We start from the raw sequence: 20,172 nt of genomic DNA on the forward strand, positions 1-20,172 counted from the left end.
TGCGCGCGCGACCAGCGCAGGAAACTGTCAGCTGCAATACGACACAGCCTGATAAACCACGCTATCCAGAAATGAGGCACGTTGTCAAGCCCCGCCGATGACCTCCGGCTCGCGGAAAGCGAGTCGGAGCAGGAATACGTGTCGATGCTGTACGGCAGGCTGGACGACCTCCGCGAGCAGAGCTCGAAGCGCCTGGCGGGCGCCCTCCGGCAAACCGGTGGCACCCACCAGATGCGCTCCGAGCGGGACACCTCGGTGGCCATGTACTCCGACCAGCTGGCCCAGTACAGCGCGGTGGAGAACGGGCTGTGCTTCGGCCGGCTCGACTTCCACACCGACGACCGCTTCTACATCGGTCGGATCGGCTTGTTCGACGAGGACAAGGAGTACGAGCCGCTGCTGATGGACTGGCGCGCGCCCGCCGCCCGCCCGTTCTACCTGGCCACGGCCGCCGCCCCGGACGGCGTGCGCCGGCGGCGGCACCTGCGGACCAAGCAGCGCAAGGTCGTCGGCTTCGACGACGAACTGCTGGACATCAACTCGGTCGACCCCGGCCGGCCGTCGGAGGGCCTGACCGGCGAGGCGACCCTGCTGGCCGCGGTCAACGCGAGCCGCACCGGGCAGATGGGCGACATCGTCGCCACCATCCAGGCCGAGCAGGACCGCATCATCCGCACCGAGCTGAACGGCGTCGTCGTCGTGCAGGGCGGTCCGGGCACCGGCAAGACCGCGGTCGCCCTGCACCGCGCCGCCTACCTCCTCTACACGCACCGCCGCCAGCTGGCGAAGCGCGGCGTGCTGGTGGTCGGCCCGAACGCCACGTTCCTGCGCTACATCGGGCAGGTGCTGCCGTCGCTGGGCGAGACGGGCGTGCTGCTGTCGACGGTGGGCGAGCTGTTCCCCGGCCTCACGGCGGTCGGCCGCGAACCCGCCGAGGTGGCCGCGCTCAAGGGCCGCATCGGGATGGCGGACGTGGTGGCGCGCGCGATCAAGGACCGGCAGGAGGCGCCGAGCCTGGTCGAGGTGCCGTTCGACCAGGACGTGCTGCGACTGGACCGGCGCACGATCTCCGAGGCCCGCGGCCGGGCCCGGCGCACCCGCCGCCCGCACAACGAGGCGCGGCGGACGTTCCTGCGGGAGGTCATCTCCGCGCTGGCGTCGCAGGCGGTCGCCCGGCTGGGTCGGCACCTGCTCGACCAGGCCGACGTGGACGACATCCGGCGCGAGCTGCGCGAGGACCCGGCCGTGCAGGCCGCCGTGGCGAAGCTGTGGCCGACCCTGACGCCGCAGCAGCTGCTGGAGGACCTGTTCGCGTCGCCGAAGCGGATCGCCAAGGCCACGCCGAAGCTGTCCCCCGCCGAGCGCGCCCTGCTGCACCGCCCGCGCGGCACCGAGTGGACGCCCGCCGACGTGCCGCTGCTCGACGAGGCGGCGGAACTGCTCGGCGAGGACGACACCGAGGCCAAGGCGCGGGCGGAGCGCCGGCGTCGGCAGGCCATCGACTACGCGCAGGGCGTGCTCGACATCCTCGACCTGGAGGACGACGCCGACCCGGACATCCTGATGGCCACCGACCTGGTCGACGCCTACCGGCTGGCCGAGCGGCACGGCGCGGAGCGCTACGAGACGGCGGCCGAGCGCGCGGCGGCCGACCGGACGTGGACGTTCGGCCACGTCATCGTGGACGAGGCGCAGGAGCTGTCGGCGATGGCGTGGCGCACGCTGATGCGGCGCTGCCCGTCGAAGTCGATGACCGTGGTCGGCGACATCGCGCAGACCGGCGACATCGCGGGCGCGTCGTCGTGGGACGACGTGCTCTCGCCGTACGTGATGGACCGGTGGAAGCTCACCGAGCTGACCGTGAACTACCGGACGCCGTCGGAGATCATGGCGGTGGCGGCCGACGTGCTGGCCTCGGTGGACCCCGACCTGGCACCGCCGACCTCGGTGCGCGACAGCGGTTTCCCGCCGTGGAGCCTGCGCGTGCCGTCGCCCGCCGACGTCCTGCCCGAACTGGTGGAGAAGGAGGTCGCGTCGATCGGCGACGGCAAGCTGGCCGTGATCGTCCCCGCCGCGTCGGTCGAGGAGCTGCGGGCCGCCGTGCCGGGCGCCTCGGACGACCTGGACGCGCAGGTCGTCGTGCTCGGGGTGGTGGACGCGAAGGGCCTGGAGTTCGACTCGGTGCTCGTGGTGGACCCGTCGGGCATCCTCGCCGAGTCGCCGCGCGGGGCGAGCGACCTGTACGTGGCGCTGACCCGGGCCACCCAGCGGTTGGGCGTCGTGCACGCCGACGAGCTGCCCGACGTGCTGGGGCGGCTCGCGCCCACCGGCTGACCCAGGACCGCCGGAGGCCGCCGCCGACGGGGTCGGCGGCCAGGGCGGTCCCACCGGTGCTCCGGTGGCGGGGTCGGGGCGGTGGCCGGATCAGGGGCGGTGGCCGAGGACGTGGCCCAGTGCCGCCGCCGACACGCCCAGCACCAGGTTGGCGGCGACGTTGGCGAGTGCTTTCCGGTGCTCGCCCCGCTCGACGAGGGTCACCGTGTCGTGGCTGAACGTGCTGTAGGTGGTGAGCCCCCCGCACAGGCCGGTGCCGACCAGCGCGGTCAGCGCCGGGGACGAGCCGGCCACCCAGCCCAGGGCGAACGAGCCCACCACGTTGACCAGCAGGACCGCCCGCGGGGAGTCGCCGCGCAGCAGCCTGGTGGTCAGGTACCTCAGGACCGCCCCGGTCGCGGCTCCCGCGAACACCAGCAGCGCGGTCACCGGAGCGCCCGCCGGGTGAGCTCCGCGGCCAGGCCGGTGGCGGCCAGGGCGAGCAGGACGGTGCCGAGCGCGTAGGCGAGGGCCGGGACGCCGCCCAGGCGGACCGCGTCCAACGCGTAGGCGGAGAACGTGGTGAAGCCGCCGAGCACGCCGACGCCGAGGAACGGCCGGGCAAGCGGGTGCAGGCGCGGCACGAGGACCATCAGCACGCCGATCAGGGCGCAGCCGACGACGTTGACGACCAGCGTCCCGACGGGACCGGGCAGCACCAGGGACGCGCCGTGGCGGGCCAGGCCGCCCAGGCCGCCACCGAGGGCGACGGCCGCGAGCACGTGTCGTTCAGTTGGCACGCAGGTGGTCCACCAGGTGGTCGAGCGCGGCGAGGGCGCGCACCACGTCGTCGCGCTCGCCCGGCTCCAGCCGGTCCAGCGCGGACCCGATGCGCTTCTCGTGCGCGGCCTGCCAGACGGCGAGCTGCTCGTGCCCCTGGGGCGTGACCGACAGCAGCGCCACCCGGCGATCGGCCGGGTCGCCGCCGCGCTCGACGAGACCGCCCTCGATGAGCTGGCCGACGAGGCCGCTGACCGTGTTGGGGGCCAGGCGCAGCTCGGCGGCCAGGTCGCCCACGCGCATGGGCGGGCGTTCGGCGAGCGTTTGGAGGAGCTCGATCTGCGCCATCGGCAGGGAATCCCACGGCCATTCCGAACGGATGCTGGTGCGCAGGGCGCGACGCAGCCTCGTGACCACGTCCGTGAGTGAGCGTGCCTCGTCCGACATGCGCGAATGGTACTGGGAGGCGGTGATCCGGAAGCCGCACAAACCGTAGCCGGGTGTCCGCGTGGTGTCCGAACCCGAGTCCGTCCTGTCGGGCGAACCAGGAACGAGAGTCCAACGCTCAGGTCGCGAGAGTCCGACGTCCGGGTCCGGTGAGTTCTACGCCCAGACCGAACCTCGGGCGTTCCTGGACGTAGAACTCGGGAGTCCTGGGCGTTGGACTCTCGCGACCCGGAAGTCGGGCTCCCGGGGTCAGACGTGTTTCACGGCGGCCAGGAGCTTGGTCAGCGAGTCCTTCGCGTCGCCGAACAGGAGGGTGGTCTTGGGGTTGTAGAGGAGGGCGTTGTCGACGCCCGCGAAGCCCGGCCGCATCGAGCGCTTCATGAACACCACGGCCTTCGCCCGGTCCACGTCGAAGATCGGCATGCCGTAGATCGGGCTGGACGGCTCGTCGCGCGCACCGGGGTTGACCACGTCGTTCGCACCCACCACGAGCACCACGTCGACGCTGCCGATGCCGGGGTTGACGTCGTCCAGCTCCTTCAGGTGCTCGTACGGCACGTCGGCCTCCGCGAGCAGCACGTTCATGTGCCCCGGCATCCGCCCGGCGACCGGGTGGATGCCGTAGTCCACGGTGATGCCGCGCTGTTCGAGCACCTGGGCGAGCTCCCGCGCCGCGTGCTGGGCCTGCGCCACGGCCAGCCCGTACCCCGGCACGACCAGCACCGAGTGGGCGTAACCGAGCAGGATCGCGACGTCCTCGACGGTCCCGGAGCGCACGGTGCGCTGCTCGCCGGACGCGGCGGTCACGTCGCGCGCCTTGAACGCGCCGAACAGGATGTTGGTCAGCGGGCGGCCCATCGCCTGCGCCATCAGCCTGGTCAGGATCGTGCCGGACGCGCCGACGAGCGTGCCGGACACGATCAGCAGCGTGTTGGCCAGCACGTAACCGGAGGCCGCCACGGCCAGGCCGGTGAACGCGTTGAGCAGCGAGATCGCGATCGGCACGTCCGCGCCGCCCACGGGCAGCACGAACAGCACGCCCAGCGCGAGGCCGGCCGCGGCCAGCAGCACGAGCAGCGCCCCGCTGCCGGTGACCACCACCAGGACCGCGAGCAGCGCACTGGCCGCCGCCACGCCGATGCCGAGCACCCGGCCGGCGGGCAGCAGCACGGGCCGGGTCGTCATGACCTCCTGGAGCTTGAGGAACGTGACGACGCTGCCGGAGAAGCTGACCGAGCCGATCAGCACGGTGAGCGCGGTGGCGACCTGGAACAGCACCGAGCCGTCGGCGACCTCCAGGAACTCGGTCAGCGCGACCAGCGCCGCCGCCGCGCCGCCGACGCCGTTGAACAGCGCCACCATCTGGGGGATGGCGGTCATCCGCACCGAGCGCGCCGCCGGGATGCCGACGACCACGCCCGCCGCGACGGCCAGCACGATGAGCAGTCCGTTGTGGACCGCGCCGTGGACGAACGCCACGACCACCGCCAGCGCCATGCCCGCCGCGCCGATCAGGTTGCCCGCGCGGGCGTGCTTGGGCGTGCTCAGGCCCTTGAGCGCCAGCACGAAGCACAGCGCGGCGACGAGGTAGGCCAACTGCACCCAGGTGGGGCTCACCGCTTGTGCCCCTTGAACATCTCCAGCATCCGGTCGGTGACCACGAACCCGCCGACCACGTTGACCGTGGCGAGGAAGACCGCCGCCAGGCCCAGCGCGACCTCCAGCGCGCCCTCGGCGCGCCCGGTGATCAGGATGGCCCCGACCAGGATCACGCCGTGGATCGCGTTCGCGCCCGACATCAGCGGTGTGTGCAGGATGGTGGACACCTTCGACACGACCTCGAAGCCCACGAACACGGCGAGCACGAAGATCGTCAGCAGGTCGATCACGGCAGCTCCCTCCTCAGCTCGCCCGCGTGGGTCAGGCAGCAGCCGCCCAGCACCTCGTCGTCGAGGTCGGGCCGCACCTCGCCGTCCGAGGTCATCATCAGCAGCAGGTTGGCCACGTTGCGCGCGTACAGCTTGCTGGCGTGCGCGGGCATGCTGCTCGGCATGTTCCGCGCGCCGTGCACGAGGACGTCGCCCACCCACGTGTCCTCGCCCGCGACGCTCGCGGTGACGTTGCCGCCGGACTCGGCGGCCAGGTCGACGACGACCGAGCCGGGCGCCATGGCCTTGAGCATGTCCGCGGTGACGAGCACCGGCGCCGTGCGGCCGGGCACGGCGGCCGTGGTGATCACGACGTCGGAGGCGGCGACGCGCTCGGCGATCAGCTCCCGCTGCCGCTCCAGGAACGTCTCGGACTGCGCCTGCGCGTACACGCCGTCCTGGGTCTCCAGGTCGAGTTCGACGAACTTCGCGCCGAGGCTGCGGACCTCCTCCTTGGCGGCGGCGCGCACGTCGTACGCCTCGACGACGGCGCCGAGCCGGCGGGCCGTGGCGATGGCCTGGAGGCCGGCCACGCCCGCGCCGAGGACCAGCACCTTCGCCGGCGGGACGGTGCCCGCCGCGGTGGTGAACATCGGCAGGAACTTCGGCAGGCGGTGCACGGCCTCCACGACCGCGCGGTAGCCCGCGACGAGGGCCTGCGAGGACAGCGCGTCCGCCGCCTGCGCCCTGGTCACCCTGGGTAGCAGGTCGAGGCTGAACGAGGTGACGCCGCGGTCCCGCAGCACCTCGACCAGCTCCCGTTCCAGGTTCGGCTGGAGGAAGCTGATCGTGATGTCGCCCTCGCGCAGCCGCGCCGCCTCCGCCGGGGTCGGCGGTTGCACGGAGATGACGACCTCGGTCCGCCCCGCGGGGTGGTCGGGCGTGGTGTTCGCGCCGGCCGCGCGGTAGGCGGCATCCGGGGCGTGGGCGTGTGCGCCCGCTCCGGCCTGCACGTCCACCGCGAGACCGGCACCGATCAGCGTGGTCACCGTTTCCGGTAGACCGGCTACGCGGCGCTCGGCGGGCCGCGACTCTGCGGGTATGCCGACTCTCACGGAGAGTCACCCTAGCCGCACGAAGGTGATCTATGCCACACTTCCGCCGTATTTCAACCGTATGTACGTCTTGCTGTGACCCGAGGGCTCAGTGGATGACCGGGCAGACGCCCTCGGTGTCGCCGGGGAAGAAGTTGGGCAGCAGCTCCCGCTTGTCGTAGTACCGGTGGAAGACGCTCGTGACGCCGCTGGACATCGGCGGCACGATCCACGTCCAGTCGGCCGGGCAGGTGCGGCCCGCGGCCTCCTCCTTCTCGATGTGCGCGAGGAAGCGGTCGGACTCGGTGTGGTGGTCGGTGATGGTCACGCCCGCCTCGGCGAACGAGTGCAGCACCGCGCGGTTCAGCTCGACCAGCACGCGGTCCTTCCACAGCGACCGCACGGTCGAGGTGTCCAGGCCCATCCGGCGGCCCAGGTAGGGCAGCAGGTCGTACCGGTCGGCGTCGGCGAAGTTGCGGGCGCCGATCTCGGTGCCCATGTACCAGCCGTTGAACGGGGCGGCCGGGTAGTCGACGCCGCCGATGCGCAGCCGCATGTTGCTGATGGCGGGCACGGCGTGCCAGCGCAGGCCCAGCTCGGCCAGCCACGGCAGCTCGGGGTGGGTGATGGGCACCTCCATCACCGCGTCGCGCGGGATCTCGACCAGGCAGGGCTCGGCGTCCTCCCGCTCGACGACGAGCGGCAGGACGTCGAACGGCCCGCGCCGGCGCGGCGGGCGCCAGCCCAGGTCGAGCGCCTTCCCGGTGAGCTCCAGGTTGCGGCGGTCGCCGAGCACGCCGCCGTCGGCGCCCTCGTAGCCCGCGTAGCGGATCAGCTGCTCGTTGACGACGCGGGGACCGGGCCGGCCGGGCTCGTCGGGCGCGAACACGGTGATCACGGGGCGGACCCGGCCGCCGTTGCCGGCGAGCCTGAGGTGCTCGACGCACTCGTCGGCGACCTCCTTGGGGTCGCGCAGGTCGCGCAGGTCGCGCACCTTGAGGCTGCGCCAGTACAGGCGGCCGATGCAGCGCGCGCTGTTGCGCCACGCGACCCGCGCGCCGAAGACCAGCTCGGCGGCCGTGTGGCGGTACGTGCCGGTGGCCGCGATCTCGGCGTGCACCTCGGCCAGGCGGTGTTCCACCGGGCCGAGGTCGGGGTGCTCGGAGTGGTGCAGGCGGATGAAGTCGTCGGCCTCCGCGAGGTCGACGGCGGTCTCGCGCAGGGGGATGGCTTCAGCCGGACACGAGGGGACGGGGGCCATGACGGGACACCGTAGATGCACTTTCGGGGGTGGTGCACCGCCGTGCCGGGCACCCGGGAGGAGCACAACGCGGAGTCAGGACCACACCGTGAGTGCTTAATCCCGCGAAAGGGTGAGCCACCCTGCGAAAACGAGTGGTATTTGATTGTTGTCCGCTCGAATCACCATGACTATTTGTGACTTATGTCACCGGGCATATTTCCCCTGTCGGGTGACAGCTCCGGAGCCGTCCAGCGGAGGAACCGGGTCATCCCGCGCAGGGCCACCGCGGTCGGCACCGCCCGCACGGCCGCGTCGCGCACGGCCACCGCGACCGGGTTGCGCAGCCGGTGCCCCACGTGCCCCATCACCCGGGACGCCCGCGCGACCGCCTGCGTGCGGGGGCGGCGCGCCCGGTCGTACTCGGCCAGGGCGGTCGGCACGTCGTGGCGCGCGCACAGCGACGCGAGCACCACGCCGTCCTCGATCGCCATGCACGCGCCCTGCCCCAGGTACGGCGTCATCGCGTGCGCGGCGTCGCCGAGCAGCGCCACCCGACCGCGCACGTAGGTCGGCAACGGCGTGCCCAGCTCGTGGACGTCGTGCCGCAGCACCACCCCGGGCGGGGTCGCGGCGAGCACCGCCGGGATGGGGTCGTGCCAGTCGCCGACCAGCCGCCGCACCTCCCCCAGCTCGTCGTCGGCACGTCCCCCGGCGGGCGCGACCGTGGCCGCGTACCAGCACACCCGGCCGTCGCCGAGCGGCAGCACGCCCGCTTCCACGCCCGGTCCGAGCGTCTGGCTGATCGCCAGGTCGGCCGGGAACCGCGCCTCGCTCACCCCGCGCCACGCCGTCGTGCCCGCGTACACCGGACCGGGGTGGTCGGGGAACAGCGCCCGCCGGATGCCGCTGCGGATGCCGTCGGCGGCCACCACGAGGTCCGCGTCGAGGTCGTCCGCCGAGCGCACCTCGGCGTCCGTGACCAGGCACCCGTCGGGCAGCGCCGAGCGCAGCACCCGGTGCAGGTCCGCCCGGTGCACGGCCACCACGTGCTCCAGCCGCCCCGCGTCCACGTGCGTCAGCGGGCGGCCCCGCCGGTCGAGCACCCCGCCCGCCACGCGGGGCGTGCCGATCCGCCGCACCTCGTCGTCCAGCCCCAGCGCGGCCAGCGCGCGCAGGGCGTTCGGCATCACGCCCACGCCCGCGCCGACCTCGCCGAACGCGGGCGCCCGTTCGAGGACCACCACCTCCCAGCCGACCCGCCGCAACGCCACCGCCGCGGTGACCCCGCCGAGGCCGCCGCCCACCACCGCTGCCTTCACACCCTCACCCCTTCTACACCTGTAGAGGTCGCTACTCTACAGGTGTAGAAGGAGGACGCAGCTGTGACGGAGCGCATGGCCGCACTGGCCGACGCCGCCATCCACCTCGTGGCCGCGCGGGGCATGCGCGGGCTGACCCACCGGGCCGTGGACGCCGAGGCGGGCGTGCCCACCGGCTCCACGTCGGCCTACTTCCGCACCCGCAAGGCGCTCGTCGAGGGCGTGGTGCGGCGGCTCGCCGAGCTGGACGCGGCGGAGGTGGCCGAGGCGGGCGCCACCCGGTCGCTCGACCCCGACGAGCTGGCCGAGGGCGTCGCGCGGGTCCTGGACACCTGGATGACCGTCGGCCGCGAACGCACCCTGGCCCGCTACGCGTGCCTGCTGGAGGCCACCCACCACCCGGAGCTGCGCGGCGTCCTGGTGCACGGCGAACGCCTGCGCGAGCAGGCGCGGGAACTGCTCACCGCGCTCGGCGCGCCCGCGCCGGAGCGGCAGAGCCGCGAGCTGGTGGCGTTCATCGACGGCCTGCTGTTCGACCGGCTGGTCGGGACCGGCGCGCTCGGAGCGCCCGCCCCCGGCACCCCGGAGAGCCGCGCCGAGCTGGCCCTGGCCCTGCGGGCGGCGCTGCGGGGCGTGCTGGGCCGGTAACACCGCCGGCCCGGGAACGGGTGGCGCGGCCGGCCGGAGTGGTTCCCGTGCCGGGATTCCAGGTCTTCCCCACGTGGAGACACCCGTGGCACGCATCGCCTTCTCCACCATCCCCGGCTCCGGCCACGTCAACCCGACGCCGCCCGTCGTGCCGGGCCGGTCCGTCGCGGCCACCGGGTCGCCTGCGCCGTCGACCCGGGTCCGTCACCACCGTCGGCGTCGGGCGGCACGACCGCCGCGGCCGACGTGATCGAGTCGCTGCCGGCCTGACCCGGCCGGGTGACGTGATCCGGGGGCGGTCCCGGTGGGGACCGCCCCCGGCGCGCCTACGCGGACCGCTCCGAGCCCCGGCTGCCCAGCCGCGGGAACGGGTCGGTCGAGAACACGACCTCCACCGGCACCTCGAAGTACTGCGCGATGCGCAGCGCCAGGTACAGGCTCGGGCTGTACTCGCCCCGCTCCAGGTAGCCCACGGTCTGGTAGTGGATGCCCAGGGCCTCGGAGAGCTGCCTGCGCGACACCCCCCGTTCGGCGCGCAGCATCGCGATCCGGTTGTAGACGCTCTCGCTCACACCCCGCCCCTCTGGAGCGCCGCCTGCCGGCGCCGCTCCATGTCGGCCCCCGACTCCCGGCGGGCCATCCGACGCAGGATCGTAGGCGCGAGCAGGAAACCGACCACCGCCCAGGTCGCCAGGACCGCGATCACGGCGGGTGTCCGCCACGTCCCGCCGATCTCCGCCGCCGCCGCCGCGTCGGGCAGCAGCGCCGAGCGGGCGCCGAGCCCGATCCAGTACACCGGGAACACCTGGCCGAGCGCCTGGAGCCAGCCGGGCAGCGCGGTGATCGGGTAGAAGATGCCGGAGATCGCCGCGATGCCCATCATCGGCAGCATCGTGATGCCCATGGCACCGCCGGGGCTCTTGGTGATCGACCCGGCGACCGCGCCCCACGGCAGGGTCGCCAGCGCGCCCAGCACCAGCACGGCGAGCAGGCCCAGCACGCCGCCGACGCCCGTGTGGCCGAACACGTCCACCAGCAGCGCCGCCGGGACCAGCAGGACGACGAGGCTGAACCCGCCGTCCAGGGCCAGCTGCACGAGCCGGGCGACGAGGTAGCCGACCATGCCGTTCGGCACGGCCTTGGCGCGCAGCAGCGTGCCGTCCTCGCGGTTGGTGCTGAGCTGGCCCGCCGGCCCCACGAGGCCGCTGAAGGCCACGCCCATGCCGAGCATGCTCGGCAGCGTGAAGGCGGCGAGCGCGAGCCCGGTGCCCTCGACCGCCGTGTCGCGCTGGAACCACAGCACGAGCATGAAGCCGATCGTGGTGAAGAGGTTGAACAGCTGGTCGGGGCTGCCCAGCGCGTGCCGGAACTCGCGCAGCCCCCGGTCCACGCCGAGTCGCACCGCGAACATCCTGCCGCCGGCTCCGCTCTCCCGGGTGCTCACAGGGCCGCCACCTCCTCCTGCTCGACCCGGCCGTCCTCGTGCCGCTGGACCAGTGCCATGTAGGTGTCCTCCAGCGTGCTGCGGCGCACCTCCAGCTCCGAGACGCCCGTCGGGTGCTGCCGGAACAGGTCGCGCACGAACCCCGCGGCGTCCTCGGCGGTGTGCACGTGCCGCTGCCCGTCGTGCGTCCAGCGCACCTCGGACTTGCCCGCGACCTGGCGGCTGAGCTGGTCGGGGCTGCCGTCGGCGATGATCCGCCCGCCCGCCAGCACCAGGATGCGGTCGGCCAGCTTCTCCGCCTCGGCCAGGTCGTGCGTGGTGAGCAGGATCGTCATGCCCTCCAGGTCCGACAACCGGTGCACCAGGTCGTGGAAGTCGCGGCGGGCGTGCGGGTCGAACCCGGCCGTCGGCTCGTCCAGGAACAGCAGTTCGGGCTTGCCGACGATGCCGATGGCGACGTCGAGCCGCCGCCGCTGGCCGCCGGAGAGCGTGGAGACCTTCTTGTCGGCGTGCTCGGCCAGCCCCACCGCCTCGATCAGCTCGTCGGTGTCGACCGGCCGGGAGCGGTCGGGCGTGGCGTACGGCCGGTAGTAGCGCCCGAGGTGGTGCAGCAGCTCGCGCACGCGCCAGCGGCCGTGGTCGCGCCAGGACTGGAGCACCACGCCGAGCTTCGCCCGCCACGCCTCGTCGCCCTTGGCCGGGTCCTGCCCCAGCACCCGGACGTGGCCCGCGGAGGGCAGCCGGAAACCCTCCAGGATTTCGATGGTCGTCGTCTTGCCCGCGCCGTTCGGCCCGAGCAGGGCCACCACCTCGCCCAGGCCCGCGGTGAAGTCGACGCCGCGCAGCACGTCCGTCGACCCGTAGCGCATCCGCAGGTCACGTACCTCGATGACCAAGGACCCTCACCTCCCCCATGTAGAAGTTCTCGGGCGATTTGTAGCACATCTGCTATCTCTCCTACTACGTGCGTTCCTGACGGCATATTTACTTCACGGGTTCGTGAATCTTCTGTAGCTTGCGAAGGAGGTCCCTGACGCACTGGGAGGTGTGCGAGATGACCGAGATGTTGATCCCGGAGCTGCCCACGACGCGCAGCACGGCTTTCGACCCGCCCGCGGAGCTGGGATCGCTCCGCGCGGCGGGGCCCATCCACAGGATGCGGTTCCCGGACGGGCACGAGGGGTGGCTCGTCACCGGCTACGAGCTCGCGCGGGAGGTGCACGCGGACCGGCGCTTCAGCAGCCGGTCCGAGCTGCACCACCCGTTGCGGCGGTTGGCCGGTCAGGCGGTGCCGCGCCAGGACCCGGCCAAGCCCGGCATGTTCATCGGCATGGACGCGCCGGACCACACCCGCTACCGCAGGCTGCTCACCGGCCAGTTCACCGTGCGGCGGATGAACGCGCTGATGCCGCGCATCGAGCAGATCGTGGCCGAGCACCTGGCGGGGCTGCGCGCGGCGGGCTCGCCGGCGGACCTGGTGGCGAACTTCGCGCTGCCGGTGCCGTCGATGGTGATCTGCGAGCTGCTGGGGGTGCCGTGGGACGAGCGCGAGGCGTTCCAGCGGGACACCGCCGAGGCGCTGCGCCTGGACCGCCCGTTCGAGGAGGTCATGGCGGCGTTCGGGCGGTTGGAGGAGTTCGTCGCCGACCTCGTGCGGCGCAAGCGCGCCGAACCCGGCGACGACATGCTGACCGGGTTGGTCGAGACCGGGGAGCTGACCGACGGCGAGGTGGCCAACATGGGGCTGCTGCTGCTCGTCGCCGGTCACGAGACCACGGCGAACATGCTCGGTCTCGGCACGCTCGCGCTGCTGCGGCACCCCGAGCAGCTGGCCGCGCTCAAGGCCGACCCCTCGTTGGTGGACAACACCGTCGAGGAGCTGATGCGGTACCTGTCGATCATCCAGTTCGGCACCATCCGCACCGCCCTGGAGGACGTCGGGATCGGCGGCGTGGTGATCCGCGCGGGCGACACCGTGTCGATCTCGGTGCCCGCCGCGAACCGCGACCCGGAGCGCTTCGAGCGGCCGGACGAGTTCGACGTCCGCCGATCCGCGACGGGGCACATCGCGTTCGGGCACGGTGTGCACCAGTGCCTGGGCCAGCAGTTGGCCCGGATCGAGATGAGGGTCGGGTACTCGGCGCTGTTCCGGGAGTTCCCGGACCTGCGCCTGGCCGTGCCCGCCTCGGAGGTGAGGTTGAGGACCGACATGGCGATCTACGGCGTGCACGAGCTGCCGGTGGCGTTCTCGTGAGGGTCGAGGTGGACCGGGACCGCTGCGCGGGAGCCGGCATGTGCGCGCTGACCGACCCGGACGTGTTCGACCAGGACGAGTCGGACGGGACGGTCGTGCTGCTGGAGCCCGAGCCGACGGGCGGGCACGAGCGGTCGGCCCGCGAGGCCGCCCAGCTGTGCCCGGCCGGGGCGATCCGGGTGGTCGACTGACCGCCGCCGCCGGGGTCTTCCGCGAGGGGACCCCGGCGGCGCGGCACCCTCTGCCACACTCGTCCCGTGACGTTGGAACTGGCGGACCAGGTGGCCTCCGTGACGTCGGCCGTCCTGGGGGCCGCCGGCCTCGTCTGCGCGCTGGTGGGCCTCGTCCTCCAGCGGCGGGACCGCGAACGCGCTCCCGCCGACCCGTACGCCGCACCCACCGCGCCCCCGCCACTCGCGGGTCCCGACGCGGGCGGCGGCGGCCTGTACGTCCCGGAGCGCGGCGAGTGGGTCCCCGACCCGAGCCACCTCCCCCCGTACGGGGGCACGTGGGGGAGCACGCCGGACCACCTGCAGCCCTCGGCGTCCGAGGACGTCCCCCCGACGACCGGGCGGACGTTGCTGGTGGTGGGCGCGTCCCTGCTGGGGCTGTGCGCGGTCGCCGCGCTCGTCGGCCTCGCGCTGTGAAGCCCGCGCTGTGAACCCCGCGGTGTCGAACCCCGGTCGGCCGCGCCTCAGAGGGCCAGGTGCATCCGCAGGGCTTCGTCGAGCTGCTTGAGCACCGCGGGCGGCAGTCCGCCGATGCGGGCGCGGAGCCTGGCCGCGGCGACCGTGCGCACCTGCTCGGCCTGCGCCTTCGAGTCCGCGCCGAGCCCGCAGTCCTTGGCGGGCAGCAGCACCTGGAACGGGTACACCCTGGTGGTGTTCGAGGTGATCGGCACGACCGTCACGACCCCTCGGCCGCCCCGTCCGGCGGCCCGGTTCGCCGCGTCGTTGCTCACGACCACGGCCGGGCGGACCTTGTTGGCCTCGGCGCCGCGCACCGGTTCCAGGTCCACCCAGTAGATGTCACCTCGTCGCATCGACCACACCGTCTGGCGCGGTCGGTTCCCACAACTCCGCTTCCCCGCCCGTCTCCCACTCGTCCCACGCGCCGGCGTAGGCGTTCTCCAGACCGGCCTCGCGCAACATGGCGATCGCCTGGTGGATCACCGACGAGCGCGACGGGCTGTGGTGCTGCCGCAGGTAGCGGTCGACGAACTCGACATCCTCCTCCGGGAGGCTCACACTGATTTTCATACCGTCGATGCTACCCGCGGTGCTACCGGGCGGCCACCTTCGCGAGGCCGCTGCGCCGTGCCGTCTGCCACGCCAGCGGCGTCCCGCTCAGGGCCGTGACCAGCGACTCGATCACCACGACGTAGGTGAGCTGCCGGTAGGCCACCTGCTGGAGCGGGAACACCCAGAGCGGGGCGAGCGACTCGCCGTCCAGCCTCAGCGCGTACCCGGCACCGGCCGTCTGCACGACCAGGAACACACCCCAGACGACCAGCGCCCACGGCGCGTCGGCCACGAACGCCCCGTAGAGCACGTAGACGTCCAGCGCGGGCGCCAGGGCGGGCAGCACGACGTGGAACAGCAGCAGGTACAGCAGCCCGAACCGGCCCATCCGGCCCCGCTCGCACAGCGCCGTCCGGTGCTTCCACATCGACTGGAACGTGCCGTACGACCACCGGTACCGCTGCTTGTAGAGGCCGGACGCGCCGGTCGGCACCTCGGTCCAGGCCCGCGCCGCCGGCTCGTACACCACCCTCCACCCGGCACGGGTGATCGCCATCGTCACGTCGGTGTCCTCGGCGAGGGTGTCCGCGCTGATGCCGCCGACCTCGTCCAGCGCCTCCCGGCGGAACGCCCCGATCGCGCCGGGGATCGTCGGGATGCACTCCAGCGCGTTGAGGATCTGCCGGTCCAGGTTCGAACCCGCCGTGTACTCCAGGTGCTGCCAGCGCCCCAGCAGACCGCCCCGGTTGGCGACCTTGACGTTGCCGGAGACCGCGCCGACGCCGGTGTCGCCGAGCGGGCGGACGACCTTCGACACGGTGTCGCGCTCGAACACGGTGTCGCCGTCCACCAGGACCAGCGCGTCGTGCCGGGCGAGCGCGATCCCCGTGTTGAGGGCGGCGAACCTGCCGCCGTTGGGCCGGCTGACCACCCGCACGTTCGCCAGCTCCAACTCCCGCACGACCTCCGCCGTGCCGTCGGTGGAACCGTCGTCGACGACCACCACCTCCACCTCGGCCGGGTGCTCGGAGGCGGCGACCGAGCGCACGGCCGCGGCGATGTTGGCGGACTCGTTGCAGGCCGGCACGACCACCGACACGGGCGGTGCGTGCGGCGTGACGGCGGTCTCGCGGTGCAGGCGGCGGGCCGTGTGCGCGAGACCCGGTTGCAGGACGGTGCGCAGCGTCGCCAGCACCGCCACCACCGCGCACACCAGGCCGAGGACGAGCGCCGGCACGTCGCCGTGGTGCTGCGACCAGCTCAGCGCGTGCCCGGTGACCTCCTCGGCCGGGCTCGCGTCGTCGAGCGCGGCCGGTCGCGTCGGTCAGCGTGGTGAAGCGCCGGTCGGGCAGCGCGTCGACGAGCAGGCCGACCACGGCGGGCGTCGCGCTGGACACGTGCAGCCGGATGACCCGGTCGGCGTCCGGCAGCACGTCCGCCACCACGTGCTGCGGGTCGTACCGGTGCAGGTCCGGCGTGTCGCAGTCCGGTTCGGACAGTCCACTGTGGACACCCGCGGCGGCGGCCAGGGCGATGCGGGCGAACGCCGTGCCCAGGCCGTCGTGCTCGCCCTCGCGGAAGGACGACACGCCCACCTCGTGCCCGTCGCGCACCATCCGCCGCACCGACTCCGGGTGCTCGTTGACGTGCGCTCCGACCAGGACGAACGTCGCCCTGACGCCCTCCGCGGCCAGCGCGTCCAGCAGCCGCGGCGTCCACCGCGGGTGCGGTCCACCGTGGAACACCAGCGCCGCCGTGCCGTCCGCGACCTCCTCGGCCCACCCGGCCCCGACGTGCGCCCGTTCCGGATCGGCGACCCTGGCCGTGGCGTAGGCGTGGAAGCTCAACGCCCCCATGAGGAACCCCAGCCCCACCACGAGCGAGACCCAGTGCGTCCTCACGGGACGTGCCCGGCCACGGTCGCCACGATGACCGCCGCCAAGCCCAGCAACGACGTCGCCAGCGCCAACCCTGCCGCGCGCATCACGCCACGGCGCCTCCCCGTCGGGTCGACGAAGACCTGCCCCTCCACCACGCTCCCCCCACCCGCACCGCCGCCACCACCAGCCCGGCGCCCACCGCCACCGCGAGGTGCGGGAACGCGCGCACGACCGGTGGTGCGACGAGAATCGCCAACTCCCCCGTGGACTTCCCCTTCAGCGCGGACACGGCCACCACCAGCCCCACGTACAACAGCGGGGGTGCCGGGACCGCGATCCACAACCCGACCGGCCGCACCATCGCGGACGCGAGCACCGCGCCGAACACCATGAAGACGCCGAGCACCGCCCCGGGTTGCCCGCCGTCGAGCCAGCTGCCCACACCGGTGAAGAGCGCCGTCACGGCGATCGACGCCACACTCGGCAGATGGGCCAAGCGGTCAACCACGACACGTCCCCCAACGTCGACTCCTCCGGGTTAGAGGACGCAGGGGGGCTGGAGCGGTGCACGGGGTTCTGCGAGTAGTGGTCCGGACCACATGGATCGCCCTGTCGGCGGTCGTGCTGGTCGCGGCCGGCGTGGCGTGGACGACGTACCGGGAGGTGGACGCGGGCATCCGCCGTTCGACGGCGATACCGACCGACGCGCCGCGTTCGTCGTCGGGCACCACCGTGCTGGTCATGGGCCTGACGACCAGGCGCGACCTCGACGGCGGAACCCCGCCCGACGACGTGCTGGACGCCCTGCACGCGGGCGACGTGGACCGCGGCGGGTACAACGCCAACGCGCTGATCGTGCTGCACCTCCCGGCGGGTGCGGGCGGGGCCAAGGCCCTGTCCCTGCCGCGGGACAACAACGCCCCGTTGCTGGGAATCCCCGGCGGACCGCAGCGGGGCAAGGTCAAAGAGGCGTACGGGAGGGCGAAGGCGGCGGTCGAGCGCACCCTGCCCACCACGCTGGACCCGGCCGAACAGGAGTGGCTCGGCCGGGAGGCCGGCCGACGCGCCCAGGTCGAGACGGTCCAGGCCCTGCTCGGCGTGCCGATCGACCACCTGGCCGAGGTGAGCATGGTGGGCTTCCACCACCTGACCGAGGCGCTGGGCGGGATCGACGTCTGCCTGAACCGGGCGACCGCGGACCCGCACTCGGGAGCCGACTTCCCCGCCGGGCCCCAGCACCTGACGCCGGCGCAGTCCCTGGCGTTCGTCCGGCAACGCCACGGCCTGCCGAACGGGGATCTGGACCGGACCCGCCGCCAGCAGGCGTTCCTGTCGGCCCTCCTGCACCGCCTGAGGTCCGAGGGCCCCGCCGCCCTGGGCCCGGTGGCGGAGGTGGCCAAGCACAACGTGGTCCTGTCGGAGGGCTGGGACGTCCTGGCGGCGGTCCAAGGCGTGCCCGGCGTGACGTTCACGACCCTGCCCCTGGTCCCGGAGGACGAACCGGACGCCGGTCCCGCCCTCCGAGCCGCCGTCACCGCGGCCCTGCGCCCCAGTGGTCCCTCGGGCCCCGGCGCAGCCCCGTCCCCGATCCCGTGCGTGGACTGAACGGTGACGGCAGCTTCGGCGTCATCCACGAGTACGAGCAGGTCGAGGGAAAGCGACGGATCGGCCAAACCACGACGCCCGACCGGTCGATGACGCACCAACGACCGGTCGGGCCACTTGCAAAACCGGAGCGCACTCAAGAACGTTTGAAATCAACGAATCGACACGGTGCCCCGATGACGAACAGCGACTCGGAAGGAGCTTGATTTTCCGATTCCCCGACCAGTCCGCCCCTGAGCAGCTCAGCAGAAGTACTGCGCCAGCACGTACCCCGAGTAAGGGGAATTGATCTGCCACCAGACACCGTCACGGTAGTCGACGACGTTGACGGTCTGCCCCCAGTAGACCAGCCGGCCCGTCGGGGAGCCACCCGGGGTCCACCGCACATCCACAGTGTCGGCACAGACGGTTCGAACCACCTGGACGCCGTGCGTCCCCGTCGTGGTCGCACCCGTGTTGGCCGCACCCGCCGTGGCCGTTCCACCAGCCAGCGCGGCCAGCGCCAACACACCGACCGCAAGTGCTTTCAGCCTGCTCATAGACCTATTTCCCCTTTTGATCGGATCACGTCTCGGGCGACACCCGTCCGCGAGTTGCCCGATATGGACAGTAGACACTCAAGAGGCCATCGATCATCCGCCGATCGAGTACCTCGTCCACCGCCTTCGACGATCCGAAGTCACACCGCACGATTGCGGCCTACTGCCCTATGGCACAGAACTCCCCACAACTGCCTCAACACGAGAATACGGATCACAAGTGAAGAACGCCGCCATTCGAGTGTCCGGCACATCACTCCGGAAACCCCGGTTGGGCGTTCCCGAACCACGCTCCGCGAGTGCCGCTTCCACGAGGATTACCCACTTGCGGGATGTACGCCCCCGCGCCCGCTCTCCGATCCCACCGCGACGCAGCCCTGCGGCACCCCTCGCCGCCGTCGCGATCGATACGCCCACGGCACACGGGCGTTCATGGACGACCACGCGGACGATTGATCTTGAAAGTGAGGTTCGACCAGGTCGGGGAGTGGGGCGGGTGGGGTTCGAACCCACGACCTGACGGATTATGAGTCCGCTGCTCTGACCGGCTGAGCTACCGCCCCCTGACGTGCGGTTCTGGAGGGTACAGATCACCGATCGCCACGTCTCGACAACCCGGCAGGGCGTGACCAAGCTGTGCGCTTGCCGCTACGGGGCTCCGAGGTCGGACGGCCGGTAGCCGGTCGGGTAAGCCGGGTACGTGCGGTTCGGGCGGTTGGTCAGCAGGGGGCGCTTGCGGGGGCCGGCGAGGAGCAGCGCCCGGGCCCTCAGGCGCAGCGCGCGGTGGCCGGCGGTGGTGAGCCAACGGGGTTGGGGGGTGAAGCCGAACGCGTCCAGCATGGGTTTGTCGAGCATCGCCAGGACCGCTCTCGACGTCACGGCCTTCGGCAGCGGGTACCAGGAGCAGAACAGGTCCAGGGTGTACTGGCCGATCCGCCGGTTCGTCTCGCTGTACGCGAAGTGCTCGGCCTCGTACGCCCGCTTGAAGGCCCGGAACGCCCCGTAGGTGTGCGGCACGCCCTTGATGCCCATCCTGGCGCCCACGGCCCGGTAGAAGTGGAACGCGGCCAGGCGCTCGTGGTCGGTCAGCGGCCGCCAGCCGAAGCGGTCCAGCCAGTCGACCGGGTCGTAGACGAACGTGGACAGCACGTACCGCATGTCGTCGTCGGAGATGTCGTGGCGGCCGTGCAGCCGGTTGACCACGCGCAACGCCTCCCGCCCCCTCGGCGAGTCGTAGCCGTGCTCCACGAGTTCGCCCATGAGCAGGGCGGTGTCGTCGTAGCGCTGCTGGGCGCGCCGCTCGAACTCGCCCGTCTTCGCCAGCAGCGCCGAGATGGACGGCACGCAGTACGTGCGGAACAGGGCGAACTCCAGCGCCCTGACGTAGTCCCACGGGAACTCGTACCCCGTCGAGAGCCGCATGATCTCCGCGTGGTCGGTCTCGGGGTCCAGCGACGTGATGCGGCGGCGCAGGGCGAAGCGGTCGGCCATGCCGGA

23 protein-coding genes, 1 tRNA gene and 1 pseudogene are annotated in these 20,172 nt (G+C 72.6%); 6 read left to right on the forward strand and 19 right to left on the reverse strand.

Annotation, left to right across the window (positions count from 1 at the left end; translation table 11 throughout):
• The first annotated feature begins 81 nt into the window (after nt 1–81).
• Nucleotides 82–2,334, forward strand: a complete 2,253-nt coding sequence (locus CKY47_RS18250) for a HelD family protein (protein WP_371320692.1) — start codon at nt 82–84, stop codon at nt 2,332–2,334.
• Between the two features lie 90 nt (nt 2,335–2,424).
• On the opposite strand, the gene CKY47_RS18255 is transcribed toward CKY47_RS18250, so the two are convergent.
• The 8 genes from CKY47_RS18255 to CKY47_RS18290 form a co-directional block, all read right to left on the reverse strand.
• The gene (locus tag CKY47_RS18255; protein WP_306747051.1) at nt 2,425–2,763 is read right to left on the reverse strand and encodes a fluoride efflux transporter FluC; all 339 of its coding nucleotides are present in this window, start codon (nt 2,761–2,763) and stop codon (nt 2,425–2,427) included.
• Nucleotides 2,760–3,113: a fluoride efflux transporter FluC gene (locus CKY47_RS18260; RefSeq protein ID WP_306747052.1), complete on the reverse strand. Its 354-nt coding sequence runs from the start codon at nt 3,111–3,113 to the stop codon at nt 2,760–2,762. The genes CKY47_RS18255 and CKY47_RS18260 overlap by 4 nt, the downstream gene beginning before the upstream one ends.
• Complete coding sequence (locus CKY47_RS18265; RefSeq protein WP_306747053.1) at nt 3,103–3,540, reverse strand: MarR family winged helix-turn-helix transcriptional regulator; 438 nt, start codon at nt 3,538–3,540, stop codon at nt 3,103–3,105. Before CKY47_RS18265 ends, CKY47_RS18260 begins: the two co-directional genes overlap by 11 nt.
• A gap of 249 nt (nt 3,541–3,789) precedes the next feature.
• Nucleotides 3,790–5,157, reverse strand: coding sequence for an NAD(P)(+) transhydrogenase (Re/Si-specific) subunit beta (locus tag CKY47_RS18270; protein WP_306747054.1), 1,368 nt, complete (start codon nt 5,155–5,157; stop codon nt 3,790–3,792).
• Nucleotides 5,154–5,429, reverse strand: a complete 276-nt coding sequence (locus tag CKY47_RS18275; RefSeq protein ID WP_306747055.1) for an NAD(P) transhydrogenase subunit alpha part 2 — start codon at nt 5,427–5,429, stop codon at nt 5,154–5,156. The genes CKY47_RS18270 and CKY47_RS18275 overlap by 4 nt, the downstream gene beginning before the upstream one ends.
• A complete protein-coding gene (locus CKY47_RS18280) occupies nt 5,426–6,523 on the reverse strand; it encodes a Re/Si-specific NAD(P)(+) transhydrogenase subunit alpha (protein WP_306747056.1) in 1,098 nt (365 codons plus the stop codon). Before CKY47_RS18280 ends, CKY47_RS18275 begins: the two co-directional genes overlap by 4 nt.
• 88 nt (nt 6,524–6,611) lie before the next feature.
• Entirely contained in the window at nt 6,612–7,763 is a 1,152-nt protein-coding gene (locus CKY47_RS18285; RefSeq protein ID WP_306747057.1) for a nitric oxide synthase oxygenase, read from the reverse strand.
• Nucleotides 7,764–7,933: 170 nt separating this feature from the next.
• On the reverse strand, nt 7,934–9,064 hold the full coding sequence (locus tag CKY47_RS18290) for an FAD-dependent monooxygenase (RefSeq protein ID WP_306747058.1): 1,131 nt from the start codon (nt 9,062–9,064) through the stop codon (nt 7,934–7,936).
• A gap of 63 nt (nt 9,065–9,127) precedes the next feature.
• Here CKY47_RS18290 and CKY47_RS18295 point away from each other — a divergent pair, with 63 nt between their 5' ends.
• On the forward strand, nt 9,128–9,712 hold the full coding sequence (locus CKY47_RS18295) for a TetR/AcrR family transcriptional regulator (protein ID WP_306747059.1): 585 nt from the start codon (nt 9,128–9,130) through the stop codon (nt 9,710–9,712).
• A gap of 326 nt (nt 9,713–10,038) precedes the next feature.
• On the opposite strand, the gene CKY47_RS18300 is transcribed toward CKY47_RS18295, so the two are convergent.
• From CKY47_RS18300 to CKY47_RS18310, 3 genes are read right to left on the reverse strand one after another with little or no spacing between them, the layout of a single operon-like run.
• Complete coding sequence (locus tag CKY47_RS18300) at nt 10,039–10,284, reverse strand: helix-turn-helix transcriptional regulator (protein WP_306747060.1); 246 nt, start codon at nt 10,282–10,284, stop codon at nt 10,039–10,041.
• Nucleotides 10,281–11,156, reverse strand: a complete 876-nt coding sequence (locus tag CKY47_RS18305) for an ABC transporter permease (protein WP_306747061.1) — start codon at nt 11,154–11,156, stop codon at nt 10,281–10,283. Before CKY47_RS18305 ends, CKY47_RS18300 begins: the two co-directional genes overlap by 4 nt.
• Entirely contained in the window at nt 11,153–12,025 is an 873-nt protein-coding gene (locus CKY47_RS18310; RefSeq protein ID WP_306747226.1) for an ABC transporter ATP-binding protein, read from the reverse strand. Before CKY47_RS18310 ends, CKY47_RS18305 begins: the two co-directional genes overlap by 4 nt.
• A 185-nt stretch (nt 12,026–12,210) precedes the next feature.
• Here CKY47_RS18310 and CKY47_RS18315 point away from each other — a divergent pair, with 185 nt between their 5' ends.
• The 3 genes from CKY47_RS18315 (at nt 12,211) to CKY47_RS18325 (ending at nt 14,057) form a co-directional block, all read left to right on the forward strand.
• Complete coding sequence (locus CKY47_RS18315; protein ID WP_306747062.1) at nt 12,211–13,410, forward strand: cytochrome P450; 1,200 nt, start codon at nt 12,211–12,213, stop codon at nt 13,408–13,410.
• Nucleotides 13,407–13,601 carry a ferredoxin gene (locus CKY47_RS18320; protein WP_306747063.1) on the forward strand — a complete coding sequence of 65 codons (195 nt, stop codon included), beginning with the start codon at nt 13,407–13,409 and terminating at the stop codon, nt 13,599–13,601. The genes CKY47_RS18315 and CKY47_RS18320 overlap by 4 nt, the downstream gene beginning before the upstream one ends.
• Before the next feature lie 66 nt (nt 13,602–13,667).
• Entirely contained in the window at nt 13,668–14,057 is a 390-nt protein-coding gene (locus CKY47_RS18325; protein ID WP_306747064.1) for a hypothetical protein, read from the forward strand.
• Between the two features lie 47 nt (nt 14,058–14,104).
• On the opposite strand, the gene CKY47_RS18330 is transcribed toward CKY47_RS18325, so the two are convergent.
• The 5 genes and pseudogenes from CKY47_RS18330 to CKY47_RS18350 form a co-directional block, all read right to left on the reverse strand.
• Nucleotides 14,105–14,452 (reverse strand): type II toxin-antitoxin system PemK/MazF family toxin, encoded by a 348-nt coding sequence (locus tag CKY47_RS18330; RefSeq protein ID WP_306747065.1) that lies wholly within the window; start codon nt 14,450–14,452, stop codon nt 14,105–14,107.
• Nucleotides 14,439–14,669: a ribbon-helix-helix domain-containing protein gene (locus CKY47_RS18335; protein WP_306747066.1), complete on the reverse strand. Its 231-nt coding sequence runs from the start codon at nt 14,667–14,669 to the stop codon at nt 14,439–14,441. The genes CKY47_RS18330 and CKY47_RS18335 overlap by 14 nt, the downstream gene beginning before the upstream one ends.
• 22 nt (nt 14,670–14,691) lie before the next feature.
• Nucleotides 14,692–15,888, reverse strand: a complete 1,197-nt coding sequence (locus CKY47_RS18340) for a glycosyltransferase family 2 protein (protein WP_306747067.1) — start codon at nt 15,886–15,888, stop codon at nt 14,692–14,694.
• A gap of 403 nt (nt 15,889–16,291) precedes the next feature.
• Nucleotides 16,292–16,507: pseudogene (locus CKY47_RS18345) on the reverse strand (polysaccharide deacetylase family protein); the annotation flags it as partial.
• 127 nt (nt 16,508–16,634) lie between these two features.
• Entirely contained in the window at nt 16,635–17,039 is a 405-nt protein-coding gene (locus CKY47_RS18350; protein ID WP_306747068.1) for a DUF6542 domain-containing protein, read from the reverse strand.
• Nucleotides 17,040–17,116: 77 nt separating this feature from the next.
• On the opposite strand from CKY47_RS18350, the gene CKY47_RS18355 reads away from it, so the two are divergent.
• Nucleotides 17,117–18,136: an LCP family protein gene (locus CKY47_RS18355; RefSeq protein ID WP_306747069.1), complete on the forward strand. Its 1,020-nt coding sequence runs from the start codon at nt 17,117–17,119 to the stop codon at nt 18,134–18,136.
• 242 nt (nt 18,137–18,378) lie between these two features.
• Here CKY47_RS18355 and CKY47_RS18360 read toward each other — a convergent pair whose 3' ends face one another.
• From CKY47_RS18360 to CKY47_RS18370, 3 genes are all read right to left on the reverse strand, one after another.
• Nucleotides 18,379–18,675 (reverse strand): SH3 domain-containing protein, encoded by a 297-nt coding sequence (locus tag CKY47_RS18360; protein ID WP_306747070.1) that lies wholly within the window; start codon nt 18,673–18,675, stop codon nt 18,379–18,381.
• Between the two features lie 488 nt (nt 18,676–19,163).
• A tRNA-Ile gene (locus CKY47_RS18365) sits at nt 19,164–19,238 on the reverse strand.
• Between the two features lie 85 nt (nt 19,239–19,323).
• Nucleotides 19,324–20,166 (reverse strand): oxygenase MpaB family protein, encoded by an 843-nt coding sequence (locus tag CKY47_RS18370; RefSeq protein WP_306747071.1) that lies wholly within the window; start codon nt 20,164–20,166, stop codon nt 19,324–19,326.
• Between the last annotated feature and the right edge of the window lie 6 nt (nt 20,167–20,172).

Source organism: Saccharothrix longispora, from assembly GCF_030852425.1.
Taxonomy (GTDB): Bacteria; Actinomycetota; Actinomycetes; order Mycobacteriales; family Pseudonocardiaceae; genus Actinosynnema; species Actinosynnema longispora.

Excerpts from the sequence above, each read along its gene's own strand:
- CKY47_RS18265 (WP_306747053.1), bottom strand. The coding sequence starts at position 3,540 with ATGTCGGACGAGGCACGCTCACTCACGGACGTGGTCACGAGGCTGCGT.
- CKY47_RS18285 (WP_306747057.1), bottom strand. The coding sequence starts at position 7,763 with ATGGCCCCCGTCCCCTCGTGTCCGGCTGAAGCCATCCCCCTGCGCGAG.
- CKY47_RS18310 (WP_306747226.1), bottom strand. The coding sequence starts at position 12,025 with ATGCGCTACGGGTCGACGGACGTGCTGCGCGGCGTCGACTTCACCGCG.
- CKY47_RS18315 (WP_306747062.1), top strand. The coding sequence starts at position 12,211 with ATGACCGAGATGTTGATCCCGGAGCTGCCCACGACGCGCAGCACGGCT.
- CKY47_RS18330 (WP_306747065.1), bottom strand. The coding sequence starts at position 14,452 with ATGCGACGAGGTGACATCTACTGGGTGGACCTGGAACCGGTGCGCGGC.
- CKY47_RS18335 (WP_306747066.1), bottom strand. The coding sequence starts at position 14,669 with ATGAAAATCAGTGTGAGCCTCCCGGAGGAGGATGTCGAGTTCGTCGAC.
- CKY47_RS18360 (WP_306747070.1), bottom strand. The coding sequence starts at position 18,675 with ATGAGCAGGCTGAAAGCACTTGCGGTCGGTGTGTTGGCGCTGGCCGCG.
- CKY47_RS18370 (WP_306747071.1), bottom strand. The coding sequence starts at position 20,166 with ATGGCCGACCGCTTCGCCCTGCGCCGCCGCATCACGTCGCTGGACCCC.